At 67.4% G+C, this 12,624-nt stretch carries 10 protein-coding genes; 5 read left to right on the top strand and 5 right to left on the bottom strand.

The window, feature by feature from the left end; all coding sequences use genetic code 11:
* Positions 1-4 precede the first annotated feature (4 nt).
* A complete protein-coding gene (gene ligD / locus ACK4HJ_RS13020) occupies positions 5-2,539 on the top strand; it encodes a DNA ligase D (RefSeq protein WP_409832099.1) in 2,535 nt (844 codons plus the stop codon).
* 41 nt (positions 2,540-2,580) lie between these two features.
* Here ligD and ACK4HJ_RS13015 read toward each other — a convergent pair whose 3' ends face one another.
* The 4 genes from ACK4HJ_RS13015 to argC form a co-directional block, all read right to left on the bottom strand.
* On the bottom strand, positions 2,581-4,707 hold the full coding sequence (locus ACK4HJ_RS13015; RefSeq protein ID WP_409832096.1) for a TonB-dependent receptor family protein: 2,127 nt from the start codon (positions 4,705-4,707) through the stop codon (positions 2,581-2,583).
* A gap of 13 nt (positions 4,708-4,720) precedes the next feature.
* Complete coding sequence (locus ACK4HJ_RS13010) at positions 4,721-6,085, bottom strand: PQQ-dependent sugar dehydrogenase (RefSeq protein ID WP_409832095.1); 1,365 nt, start codon at positions 6,083-6,085, stop codon at positions 4,721-4,723.
* 76 nt (positions 6,086-6,161) lie between these two features.
* Positions 6,162-6,545, bottom strand: coding sequence for a hypothetical protein (locus tag ACK4HJ_RS13005; RefSeq protein ID WP_409832092.1), 384 nt, complete (start codon positions 6,543-6,545; stop codon positions 6,162-6,164).
* A 105-nt stretch (positions 6,546-6,650) separates the two neighbouring features.
* Positions 6,651-7,580, bottom strand: a complete 930-nt coding sequence (gene argC, locus ACK4HJ_RS13000; protein WP_409832089.1) for an N-acetyl-gamma-glutamyl-phosphate reductase — start codon at positions 7,578-7,580, stop codon at positions 6,651-6,653.
* A gap of 105 nt (positions 7,581-7,685) precedes the next feature.
* Between argC and ACK4HJ_RS12995 the strand changes: the two genes are divergently transcribed.
* Positions 7,686-8,612 carry a LysR family transcriptional regulator gene (locus tag ACK4HJ_RS12995; protein ID WP_409832086.1) on the top strand — a complete coding sequence of 309 codons (927 nt, stop codon included), beginning with the start codon at positions 7,686-7,688 and terminating at the stop codon, positions 8,610-8,612.
* Positions 8,613-8,736: 124 nt separating this feature from the next.
* On the opposite strand, the gene ACK4HJ_RS12990 is transcribed toward ACK4HJ_RS12995, so the two are convergent.
* Positions 8,737-9,465, bottom strand: a complete 729-nt coding sequence (locus ACK4HJ_RS12990; RefSeq protein ID WP_409832084.1) for a TetR/AcrR family transcriptional regulator — start codon at positions 9,463-9,465, stop codon at positions 8,737-8,739.
* A gap of 203 nt (positions 9,466-9,668) precedes the next feature.
* Between ACK4HJ_RS12990 and ACK4HJ_RS12985 the strand changes: the two genes are divergently transcribed.
* The 3 genes from ACK4HJ_RS12985 to preA are packed head-to-tail and all read left to right on the top strand — an operon-like array spanning position 9,669 to position 12,524.
* On the top strand, positions 9,669-9,818 hold the full coding sequence (locus ACK4HJ_RS12985) for a hypothetical protein (protein ID WP_409832080.1): 150 nt from the start codon (positions 9,669-9,671) through the stop codon (positions 9,816-9,818).
* Positions 9,818-11,167: an NAD(P)-dependent oxidoreductase gene (locus ACK4HJ_RS12980; RefSeq protein WP_409832077.1), complete on the top strand. Its 1,350-nt coding sequence runs from the start codon at positions 9,818-9,820 to the stop codon at positions 11,165-11,167. The genes ACK4HJ_RS12985 and ACK4HJ_RS12980 overlap by 1 nt, the downstream gene beginning before the upstream one ends.
* Before the next feature lie 43 nt (positions 11,168-11,210).
* Positions 11,211-12,524: an NAD-dependent dihydropyrimidine dehydrogenase subunit PreA gene (preA, locus tag ACK4HJ_RS12975; protein WP_409832076.1), complete on the top strand. Its 1,314-nt coding sequence runs from the start codon at positions 11,211-11,213 to the stop codon at positions 12,522-12,524.
* Positions 12,525-12,624: the final 100 nt, after the last annotated feature.

Raw genomic sequence — 12,624 nt, 5'->3', positions numbered from 1 at the left:
GGGGGTGGTCGTGAAGGATGCGCTCGCCCCGTACCGCAGCAAACGGAACTTCGACCTCACGCCTGAGCCGGCTGATGGCGGTGCGCCGGGCAAGGACACTGCTTTGCAGTTTGTGGTCCAAAAGCACTGGGCCAGTCGCTTGCACTACGACTTCCGGCTCGAGCTGGGCGGCACCATGAAAAGCTGGGCCGTGCCCAAAGGCCCTAGCTACGACCCCGCTGACAAGCGCATGGCCATACAGGTGGAAGACCATCCCCTGGCGTACAACGACTTCGAAGGCCAGATCCCGCCCGGACAGTACGGCGCAGGCCGGGTGATCATCTGGGACCGGGGGCTGTGGGAACCTGTGGGAGATCCTGACAAAGGCTACCGTAGCGGCAAGCTTAAATTTCGCCTGCATGGTCACAAGCTGCAGGGGCACTGGACGCTGGTGCGCATGCACGGGCGCGGCGATGAGCGGCAGCCCCCGTGGCTGCTGATCAAGGAGCGCGACGGGCAGGAGCGGCCGGCCGCAGAGTTCAGCGTGGTGGACGAAATGCCGGACAGCGTGGCCAGCATGGCAGCGCCCGAGGCGGCTCTGGACCGTGCAGATGCAGCCCCGTCTGCGCCGCGTCGCAAGGCTGCGGCACGGGCCGCGCAGCGCGGCAAGGCTGTTGCGCTCCCGGACAAGCTGTCCCCGCAGCTTGCCACCCTGGTGTCCGAGCCACCCGCAGATGCAGACAACTGGATCTGGGAACTGAAATTCGATGGCTACCGCCTGCTGGCGCGGGTGGAGGACGGCGCGGTGCGCCTGATCACCCGCAACGACAACGACTGGACCCACAGGATGCCGCAGTTGGCCCAAAGCATCGGCAAGCTCCCGCTCACCTCGGGGTGGATAGACGGCGAGGTTCTGGCGCTTGATGCGCACGGCATCCCGGACTTCCAGGCCCTGCAAAACGCATTCGACGGCGAGGCGACGGCGGGCCTGGTGTTCTATGCGTTCGACCTGCCGTTTGCGGAAGGGCAGGACTTGCGGGCGCTGCCGGTGGTAGAGCGCCGCGAACGCCTGCGCGCACTTGTCGACAGCGATGGCGCGACGGACACCGTCCGCTTCAGCGAAGCCTTTGAGGCAGCTCCGCCTGACTTGGTCTCATCGGCCTGCCAACTGGGGTTTGAAGGGGTGATCGGCAAGCGCAAGAGCAGCCCCTACGTTCCGCGCCGCAGCGCCGACTGGATCAAGCTCAAGTGCTCCCATCGCCAGGAGTTCGTGATCGGCGGCTACACCGACCCACAGGGCTCGCGGGCAGGGTTTGGATCCTTGCTGCTGGGCGTACACGACGAAAGCGGTGCACTGCGTTATGCGGGCAATGTGGGAACGGGGTTCAGCGACAAGCTGCTCAAGGACCTGCATGCGCACCTTGCGCAACTGAAGGTGGCCCAAAGTCCTTTCGACAACCCGAGCGCCATCGATAAAAAGGCGCACTGGGTGGCCCCCGAACTGATGGCCGAAGTGGCATTTGCCGAATGGACGAAGGAGGGACGCATCCGCCATTCCGTATTCAAAGGGCTGCGCAGCGACAAGCCGCCACAGGACATCCACATGGAAACTGCCAAGCGTCCGCCCGCCAAGAAGTCGGCGGCCACGTGCAAAAAGACTCCCAGCGCCCCGGCCAATGTGAGCGGTCTCCGGGTCTCGCACGGCGAGCGGGTCATCGACCCGTCCACCGGCATCACCAAGCTCGACCTGGTGCGCTACTACGCCACCGTGGCGCCGCTCATGCTGCCGCACTTGCAGGGCCGACCGGTGTCTCTGGTGCGCGCGCCCGAAGGGGTGCAGGGCGAGCTGTTCTTCCAGAAGCACTGGGAAGCAGGCCGTGTCAAAGGCGTGGTGCAGCTGCCCCAGGCGCTGTACCCCGAGCACCCTCCGCTGCTGGAAGTGGCCAGTTCCGAGGGCTTGCTCGCCGCCGCGCAAATGAACACCGCCGAGTTCCACACGTGGAACGCCCGCAAGGACCGCATCGACCGTCCGGACCGCATCACCTTTGACCTGGACCCGGGTGAAGGCGTGGCGTGGGCGCACGTGCAGGAGGCCGCCACGCTGGTGCGCCTGATGCTGACGGAGCTGGGGCTGCCTGCCTTCCTCAAGACCAGCGGGGGCAAGGGCCTGCACGTGGTGGTTCCCATGAAGCGCCTGCACGACTGGGACACCGTGAAGAGCTTCAGCCAGGCCGTGGTGCAGCACCTGGCGCTCACCATTCCCCAGCGTTTTGTGGCCAAGAGCGGGCCCCGCAACCGGGTGGGCAAGATTTTTGCGGACTACTTGCGCAACGGCTTTGGCGCGACCACTGCCAGCGCCTGGACGGCGCGCGCACGGCCGGGCATGGGGGTGTCGGTGCCGGTGGCCTGGCACGAGCTGGACAAGATCACCAGCGGCGCCCACTGGACGGTGCAGACCGTGGGCCGCCGGCTGCGCACGGGCAACGGGCCCTGGCATGGATACGACGAGGCGGCCGTGTCCTTGTCTGCCGCCATCAAGGCGCTGGGCCGGCTGGGCTGACAACCCCTCATTCGGCCAGGCATGAAGGCAGCGCCAAGGACCTACAGGAACTGAGCGCGCACGCCCACCATCATGCGGCGTCCGGCGGCGGGCTCGAAGAAACGGCCATTTCCATCGTTCACGATCAGCGTGCCCGCATAGTGGCGGTTGAACACGTTGTCCAGGCGCGCCCACAACTGCCACCGGGTGGCCGATGACTCCGCCGCTTGTGCGCCGCCCACGCGGTAGGCGGCGTTCAGGCCCCACACCGCAAACCCGGCGGCCTGTTCGCTGTTGAGGTCGTTGGCAAACACGGCGCTGGACATGTTCGCCGTGGCGCCCACCTGCCAGCGGGCTGTGGGTGCATAGTCCAGCGCCAACTGCGCGGCATGCCGTGCCGTGCCGGGCAGCCGGTTTCCAGCGGCAATGGCGGTTCCGCCTGCGCCGGTGAAGGCGTTACCGAAATGGGCGTCCAGGTAGGTGTAGCTGGCGCGTGGCGACCAGGGCCCCAGGGTGGCTCGCCAGGCCAGTTCCAACCCGCGCCGCCGCACGTTGTCCACGTTCTGGAACACCGAGCGGCCGTTGACGGTGGCCACCGGCACGATCTCGCCGCGGCTGCGCGTGTCGAACCAGGCCATATCCAACTCGTGCGTTCCGGCGCGCCACTTGGCGCCCAGCTCCCACTGCCTGCTGCGCGCGGCGGCCAGTCCGTAGTTGGGCCCCGCGTTGTCGATGCCGTACGCCATCTCAGCCAGGGTGGGCGTTTCAAAGCCGCGGCCGATGTTGGCGTACAGGTTGAGCTGATCGGTTGCACTCCACACCAGGCCAGCCGTAGGGCTTGTATGCCGCCAGGTGCGGCTGCCGCTGTCGTCCGGGTTGCTGGGCGTCACATAGCGGTCGTCGATGCCCACACGCACCTGGCTGCTGCGCACACCCGCGATGGCGCGCCAGCGGGGCGTGAGCCACGCATCCACCTGCGCGAAGGCATCGGTGTTGGTGGCCCGGTCGCGTTCGTCGCGCCGCAACGCGCCGCTGGTGCCCGCGTTGTTCACAAACCCCTGGCGGTGCTCAGCCAGCCGGTGGGTCTCCAGGCCCGCCGTCAACGTCACGGGCAGGCCGGAGGCGCGGCGCACGGTGCGGGTCCACGTGGCTGCGGCGCCGTAGTAGTCGCGGTCCAGGTCCACAACGCCGCCTGCACTGTTTGCCGCATCACCGCTGAAGCTGAGGTACTGAGTCAGTTGCCGTGTTCCGCCATAGGCGCGCAGCTGCAAAGCGTCGGTGTCGTTGAGTTGGTGGTCCAGTACCAGGCCCAGCTGGTTTTGACCCACAGACTTGCGGGTGCCAAACACCGAAGTCGCCGCAACGGCCTGGCGCGGGTTGGCCGCAAACTGGGCGCGGGTTAAGCCCAGCGGGTCCAGCGCCAGCTGCTGGTCATACAGGTTGAGCAAGCCTGTGACGCGGGTACGGCTGCCGGGCTGCGCCACCACCTTGGCGTTGAGGTGGGTGCGCCGCGCAGCGCTGTGGTCGCGCCAGCCGTCGGTTTCAAAATGCGAGACCCCCAGCAGCCCGCCAAGCTGCTCGTCGCCAAAATCAAATGACGCCTCTGCCAGCCGCTGCCCGAAAGAGCCCAGGCCGAGGCCCACCTGCGCGCCGCCTCCGGGCCGCGGATTGCGCGTGGTGACCTGCACCACGCCGCCCGCAGCATTGCCATACAGCTGCGCCAACGGGCCGCGCAACACATCCACCTGCGAGGCTGTCTGCAGATGGGCGGTGGCGGCCTGGCCCTGGCCGTCGGGCATGGACGCGGGAATGCCGTCCACCAGGATGCGCACGCCGCGCACGCCAAACGTGGACCGCGCGCCAAATCCGCGCACGGCGATCTGCAGGTCCTGCGCGTAGTTGCCGCGGTCGGTAGCCACCACACCGGCCTGGCCGGTCAGCAGCTCTGACAGATGCACCAGCGGGGTGGTGGCAGTGAAGCTGTCCACCGCAACGCTGCTGTGGCTGGCGGCGCTGTCAAACCGCTGCTGGGCCTGCGCGCTGTCCACCACCTCCACGGTGGCAAGCGCCGGGTCCTGTGGCGAGGGTGAGTTCTGCTGCGCGTGGGCAACGAGCGCGGTGGTTGCGGCTAGAAGGGCGGCCGGGCGTGCCCATTGCCAGCGGGGCCCGGGTGGGTATGCGGCGTTCACAGCAGCGCGATACTTACTGTGGGCGGCCTACGCGCCAGATGAAGTTGCCCACATCGTCGGCCACCAGCAGGGCGCCTTTGCCATCCAGTGCGACGCCCACGGGCCGGCCGTAGGCCTTGCCGTCCTTGCTGAGAAAGCCGGTGAGAAACGGCACCGGCGCGCCCGAAGGGCGGCCGTCTGCAAAGGGCACGTACACCACGTTGTAGCCTGTCAGATCCTTGCGATTCCACGAACCGTGCTGGCCGATGAAGGCGCCGCTCGCGTACTCGGCCGACATGCGGTTATCCGAAAAGGCGAGCCCCAAAGGCGCCACGTGCGCGCCCAGGCCGTAGTCCGGCGCAATGGCCTTGGCCACCATGTCGGGATTGGGGGGCTTCACGCGCGTGTCCACGTTTTGGCCGAAGTAACTCCACGGCCAGCCGTAGAACGCTCCGTCCTTCACCGAGGTGAGGTAGTCCGGCACCAGATCGTTGCCCAGTTCGTCGCGCTCGTTCACCACGGTCCACAGCGTTTTGGTCTGGGGCTCCCAGCCCAGCCCGTTGGGGTTGCGCAGCCCGGTGGCAAACAGGCGCTTGTTGCCTGTGGCCAAGTCCACTTCCCAGATGGCGGCGCGGCCTTCTTCGGACTCCATGCCGTTGTCGCCTATGTTGCTGTTGGAGCCCACCGTGGCGTAGAGCCTGCTGCCGTCTGCGTTGGCGATGATGTTCTTGGTCCAGTGGTGGTTGGCGCCAGCGGGCAGGTCCGTCACCTTGGTGGGCGCGGCGGTGATGGAGGTCTGGCCGGCTTCATAGGGCACTTTGACAATGCCATCTGCATTGGCGATGTAGAGCTGGTTGCCCACCAGGGCCATGCCGAAGGGCGAAAAAAGGTCTTTCATGAACACCGCACGCGTCTCGGCCACGCCGTCGCCATCGGCATCGCGCAGCAAGGTGATACGGTTGGCGCTGGGCGTGCCCGCGCCAGCGCGCTTCATCACCATACCCATGGCCTTGCCGCGCAGGCCTTCGGCGTGCACGTTTTTGGCGCCCTCCGCCGGCGGCGGCTTGTTGGACTCGGCCACCAGCACATCCCCGTTGGGCAGCACATACACCCAGCGCGGGTGGTCCAGTCCGCCCGCAAAGGCCGTTACCTTGAAGCCTGCAGGCGCCTGGGGCTGCACACCCTGGGGCCAGCCTTCGGCCGGCGCAATGTTGACGGTGGGGATGAGGCCGTCCTTGTCGGGCTGGGGCAGCTGCGGGTTGGGGCCTATGCCCACGCCTCCCGCACCTGTGGCGGGCTGCGCGACCGCCACCGTCAGCGGCGCCGCAAGTGCAAGGATCAAACAGGGCGCCCAGCGGGCAGGCGAACGACGGGGGACGGAAGGGTGGTGCGTGTTCATGCGCGCAGTATGGGCAGCGCAGGCGATACCTCATGTAGTCCAAGGCCGCATACCGCCCAGGATGTGTGCAGGTGCGTTACTGCGCGGGCGATGCCGGGGCACTGGCCGCTGCGGCAGGCGGTTCGGCCGCTGCGGGCGCGTTGCCGCCCACGGGCGCGCCCACGCTCTCCCGGCCGGGTGGCGTGGGGGTGTCGCCGCGTTGTGGAGTGACGGTGTCGGTGGTGGGCGAGGCGGGTTGCGTGCTCGGGGCCTGTGCAGGCGCGCTGGCCGCGCGCGGGGTCTGGTTTGTCAAGTCCACCTGCCGGCCCGGGCCGGGCGGACCGGCAAAGTTGAAGGCCAGAACAATGGCCAGCACCAACCCCGCGCCACACACGGCGTAGATGAAAGCGCGGTTGTTCTCGCGACCGGATGTGGGCCGGGGCACGTCGGTGGGCAGGGGGCGGCGGTCGGGTTCGGCCATGAAAGTCTCCTTGGGCAAAACCCTACCGTAGTGCCCTCAGCCAGGGGCCGGGTGTCAGACAGTCGCTTGAGTCGCTGTCGCGCCGGCTCTGCCGGGTCCTCCGCTTCAGTGGGCCAGCATCAAGTCCAGGTTCTGCACGGCCGCGCCCGAGGCGCCCTTGCCCAGGTTGTCGAACACGGCCGTCAGCAACACCTGCCCGTGCCGCGCGTTGGCGTGCACGCCAAGCCGCAACTGGTTGGTGCCGTTGAGCGCCTGGGGGTCGATGCGCTCCAGCGCTTCAGCGTCGCCAGGCGCCAGCACTTCCACATGGGCGGCGCCCGCGTAGTGGCGGGCCAGGCAGGCCTGCAGCGCGGCGCCGGTAGCGTGTGGCGGCAGCTGCCGCAGCATCAGCGGAATGGTCAGCACGATGCCCTGGCGGAACGCGCCATAGGCCGGCACAAAAAACGGCCGTTGCGACAGGCCCGCGTGCAGCGCGATCTCCGGCGTGTGCTTGTGCTCCAGCGCCAGGCCGTACAGCTGAAAGGCGGATGCGGTCGCCGCATGCGGACCCTCGTGCGCTTCCACCTGTGCGCGGCCGCCGCCCGAATAGCCCGACACGGCATGGACCATCACCGCGTGGTCGTGGGGCACCAGCCCTGCCTGCACCAGCGGGCGCAACAGCGCAATCGCGCCCGTGGGGTAGCAGCCCGGGTTGGTCACGCGGCGTGCAGTGGCAATTCGGGCGCTTTGCGCAGCGTCCATCTCGGGCAGGCCATACACCCAACCGGGGTCGGTGCGGTGCGCAGAGCTGGCGTCGATCACGCGCACCGCCGGGTTGGTGATGGCGGCCACGGCATCGCGCGCGGGCGCGTCGGGCAGGCACAGGATGGCAATGTCGCAGTCGTTCAGGGCTTCGGCGCGGCGTGCGGGGTTCTTGCGCTCGGCATCGGGCAAGGTCACAAGCTGCAGATCGGTGCGGCCCCGCAGGCGGCTGTGGATTTGCAGGCCGGTGGTGCCCTGGTCGCCGTCCACAAAAACAAGGGGAAGGTGGCTCATGAGAGAAATGCTCCAAGAGGGGGTGGCAGGCCCGCATCTTCGTTGTGCTTCTAAACTATGAAAAGTTGAATTTCACAAACGTCTCATTCAGAAAAGCTGAATCACATGCGCGAACTCAGTCTGGACCGCCTGCGCACCCTGGTAGCGATTGCCGACCTGGGTTCGTTTGCTGAAGCGGCGCGGGTGCTGCACCTGGCGCCCCCGACCGTGAGCCTGCACGTGGCCGATCTGGAGGCTCAGCTGGGCGCCCCATTGCTGGTGCGCAAGCGCGGCGAGGTGCGGGCCTCCGGCGTGGGCGAGGTGCTGGTGGAACGCGCGCGGCGCCTGCTCGCCGACGCCGACGAAACCCTGGCCGCAGTGCAGCGCCAGGTGCAGGGGCTGGAGGGGCGGGTGCGGCTGGGCGCGTCCACCGGCGCCATTGCGCATTTGTTGCCACGCGCCCTGGAGGAGCTGGGCCACAGCCACCCGGGAATCGACGTGCAGGTGGCCGTGCTGACCACGCAGGAGACTTTGGCGCGGCTGGCCAGCGGTGCGCTGGACGTGGGGCTGGTGGCTGGGTCGGCGGCCGCCCGGGGCGCGGCCCCGCAGGCTGCCGTGCCGGGCGTCACGGTGCAGCCCTGGCGGCGCGACCCGGTGATGGCCTTTGTGCCCGCACGCTGGGCCACGCCGGCGCGTGCCACGCCCCGCTGGCTGGCGCAGCAGCCACTCATCCTCAACGACGAAGGCACCAGCCTGTCGCGCCTGGTCGGCGAATGGTTTGCGCGCGCGGGCGAACATCCCAAGGCCCGCATCCAGCTGAACTACAACGACGCGATCAAGAGCCTGGTGGCCGCTGGCTATGGGGCCACATTGCTGCCGCAGGAAGGTGCCGCGCAGGAGCTGCCGGTCGGCGCGGTGCACGACCCGCGCGTTGCCGTGCTGCCGCTGCGCCCCGCGCTATGGCGTCCGCTGGGCCTGGCCTACCGCAGCGGCCCGGTGGAGCGCGCTACCCAGCTTGTGCTGGACGTGCTGTGGCGGCAAAAGCAGGCCTGACTCCAGTCCTTGGAGTACACAAAATTTGGATGAAAATGCCAGCGAGCGCTTGATAGTAAAGCGCTGGTAGCTATCAATTTAGAAGCATATGGCGCCCGCTGTGGAGGCAGGGATGCAGGCCGTCTTAGGTGACACCACCCGGCGCCAGCGCGCTCAGCACCATGCGCACGATCAGTTCCTCGGCTTTGTCGTAGTCGCGTTCGGTCAGGGCCGGCTTGCCCAGCAGCAGGGCGAACTGGGCCTCCTGCTCCGCATACGCCTGCGTGACGGACCAGATGATGAACATCAGGTGCGTGAAATTCACCTTGGCAATGCGGCCTTCGCGTGCCCAGCGCTCGAAGGTGCGGACCTCGGTCTTGAGCAGCGGGCCCACGCGTTCCGTGATCGCCTGGCCATACCGCGGGGCACCGGCGATCACCTCCTTGGTAAACACTTTGGCGCCCTGGGGACGCACGCGCGAGTATTGCAGCTTAGCGCGGATGTAGCGGCGCAGCGCCTGTTGGGGGTCGTCGCTGTGCGAAAGGTCTTCCATGCCGGCCAGCCACTGGGTGAGTACGTCGTCCAGCACGCGCTGGTACAGCGCTTCCTTGCTGGGGAAGTAGTACAGCAGGTTGTGCCGGCTGATGCCGATGGCCGCAGCGATGTTCTCCAGCGACGCTCCTTCAAAACCAAACTGCGCAAAGTGGTTCTCGGCTTCGGCCAGGATGTTCTGTTCCTTGAGCAGGCGCGATGCGGTGGGGGTGCGTGGGGCGGTATCGTCGGCGGCGGGGGCGCCGGCCGCCGCGGCGGTGCGCTGCTTTCTGGGGCGGCGGGAAGCGGAGGGGGCGTCCTGGGGCAGTCGGGCGTCGGTCATTGCACCATTGTGGAACAAGCGCGGCGCCAAAAACTGGCAAAGGGCTGGCAACCAGCCTTCAAAACTGCCCAACGGCTGGCACGCCGTTTGCTGTAGGGATTTTACCAATTGGTAAATTTTTACGGGTTGGTAAATTGGCCCACAACGCAGGGCACCACGGCACACCAAGCTGCGGGCACCTGCACCCCACAGCGAGGACCACGATGAAACCTCCGAAGTTTGCGGGCACCAGCACATACGCTGGTGCCGCATTGGTTGGCGCCATTGGCCGGCGTTCCAACGCTGCGCGGCGTGCGCTTGCACGCCCCCTGGGCGCCCAGACCCCCACCCTCACCCTCTCGGAGGAAACCTGATGGACACACCCGCAAGCCGTGCCTGCGGCATTCATGCCGCACGCCTGAATCTGGCTGACTACGCCGTCAACTTTGGCGACGCACACCCGCCGCTCACGCGGGCGCAGGCGTTGATCGAGGCCGAGCGCTGCTACTACTGCCACGACGCCCCCTGCGCCACGGCCTGCCCCACGGGCATCGATATCCCGTCGTTCATCCACCGCATTGCGCAGGATAACAACCGGGGCGCCGCCCGCGCCATCCTGGAGGCGAACCCGCTGGGCGGCATGTGCGCTCGGGTGTGCCCCACCGAGGTGCTGTGCGAGCAGGCCTGCGTGCGCAACACCAACGAGGACAAGCCGGTGGAGATCGGCTCGCTGCAGCGCTATGCGACTGACGCATTTTTTGAAAAGCCCGGTGCACCGTTGTTCCAGCGCGCAGCCGCTACCGGCAAACGTGTGGCCGTGGTGGGCGCAGGGCCTGCGGGCCTGGCCTGCGCACATGGCCTGGCCGTGCGCGGGCATGAGGTGGTGCTGTTCGAGGCACGCCCCAAGCTCGGTGGCCTCAACGAATATGGCCTGGCCAGCTACAAGACCACGAACAACTTCGCGCAGAAGGAAGTGGAGTGGCTGCTGTCCATTGGCGGCATCGAGGTGCGTACCGGCCAGCAACTGGGCCGTGACATCACGCTCGACAGCCTGCTGGACGCCTACGACGCCGTGTTCCTGGGACTGGGCCTGCAAGGCGTGAACGCGCTGGGCGTGGCCGAACCCACGGTCACCGGCCTGCGCAATGCGGTGGACTTCATCGCCGAGCTGCGCCAGAGCACCGACCTCTCCACCCTGCCCGTGGGCCGCCGCGTGGTGGTGATCGGCGGCGGCATGACGGCGGTGGACGCCGCCGTGCAGTCGCGCAAGTTGGGCGCGGAAGAAGTGACCATCGTCTACCGCCGGGGCGCTGAGGCCATGTCGGCATCGGCTGTGGAGCAGCAATGGGCGCAGACGAATGGCGTGACCATTCGCCACTGGGCCGCACCGAAAGAGGTGCTGAGCGAAAACGGCGCGGTGAAGGGCGTGCGCTTCGCGGCCACGGCGCCGAGCGGCGGCAAGCTGGTGGAAACCGGCGAGACCTTCACGCTCGATGCCGACATGGTGCTCAAGGCCATCGGCCAGACCTTTGTGGCTGAGCCCGTGGGCGGCCGCATTGCGCTGGAGGGCGGGCGCATCGCCACCGACGCCGAAGGCCAGACCAGCCTGCCGCGTGTGTGGGCCGGTGGCGACTGCCGCGTGGGCGGCCGCGACCTCACGGTGGAGGCGGTGGAGCACGGCAAGGTGGCCGCTGTCTCCATCCACGCCGCACTGATGGCCTGAAGTGGCCTGATCCCCTTCACCCCAGTTTTCACGGGAGCACCCCATGGCAGACATTCGCAGCAATTTTCTGGGCATCCGAAGCCCCAACCCCTTCTGGCTGGCCTCCGCACCACCCACCGACAAAGAGATCAACGTCACCCGCGCCTTCGAAGCGGGCTGGGGCGGCGTGGTGTGGAAGACGCTGGGCGAAGACCCACCGGTGGTCAACGTCAACGGCCCGCGCTACTCCACGCTGATGTCGCAAGACCGCCGCGTGATCGGCCTGAACAACATCGAGCTGATCACCGACCGGCCGCTGCACACCAACCTGGAAGAGATCAAACGCGTCAAACGCAACTGGCCGGACCGGGCCATGATCGTCTCGCTCATGGTGCCCTGCGTGGAAGAGAGCTGGAAGAACATCCTGCCGCTGGTGGAGGACACCGGCGCCGACGGCATCGAGCTGAACTTCGGCTGCCCCCACGGCATGAGCGAGCGTGGCATGGGCGCGGCTGTGGGCCAGGTGCCTGAATACATCCAGATGGTCACGGCCTGGTGCAAGCACTACAGCAAGTTGCCCGTGATCGTGAAGCTCACTCCCAACATCACCGACGTGCGCCACCCGGCGCGTGCGGCCAAGGCGGGCGGGGCCGATGCGGTGTCGCTCATCAACACCATCAACTCCATCATGGGCGTGGACCTGGACCGCATGGTCATGAGCCCGAGCACCGACGGCTGGGGCTCGCACGGCGGCTACTGCGGCCCGGCCGTCAAGCCTATCGCGCTCAACATGGTGGCGGAGATTGCGCGCGACGCGCAGACCGCCGGTCTGCCCATCAGCGGCATTGGCGGTATCACCACCTGGCGCGATGCGGCCGAGTACATCGCGCTGGGCTGCGGCACGGTGCAGGTGTGCACCGCCGCCATGGTCTATGGGTTCAAGATCGTGCAGGACATGTGTGATGGGTTGTCCAACTTCATGGACGAGCACGGCTACGCCACGCTCGACGATTTCAAGGGCCAGGCCGTGCCTACCGTGAAGGACTGGAAGAACCTCAACCTCAACCACATCGAAAAAGCCGTCATCAACCAGGATGCCTGCATCCAGTGCGGCCGCTGCCATGTGGTGTGCGAAGACACCTCGCACCAGGCCATCACGTTCACCAAGGAAGGCGGCGTGCGCAAGTTCGAGATCAACGAGGCCGAGTGCGTGGGCTGCAACCTGTGCGTGTCGATCTGCCCTGTGCCCGAGTGCATCACCATGCGGGCGCTCGCGCCCGGCGAAGTCGATGTGCGCACCGGCAAGACGGTGACGGGCGAATACGCCAACTGGACCACGCACCCCAACAACCCGCAGCGCGTGTCTGCAGCCGCTTGATATGTGCCCCAGCGTGCGTTTGCCACAGACCCCGCAAAGCTTTGCGGCAGCACCCGTTGTGGTGCCGATTTGCAACGCATGCTGCACTGCATCTGGTGCA

Source organism: Acidovorax sp. (assembly GCF_046294525.1).
Taxonomy (GTDB): domain Bacteria; phylum Pseudomonadota; class Gammaproteobacteria; order Burkholderiales; family Burkholderiaceae_C; genus Acidovorax.
Note: the sequence above shows the minus strand (reverse complement) of the source record. Positions and strands in the feature narration are given on the sequence as shown.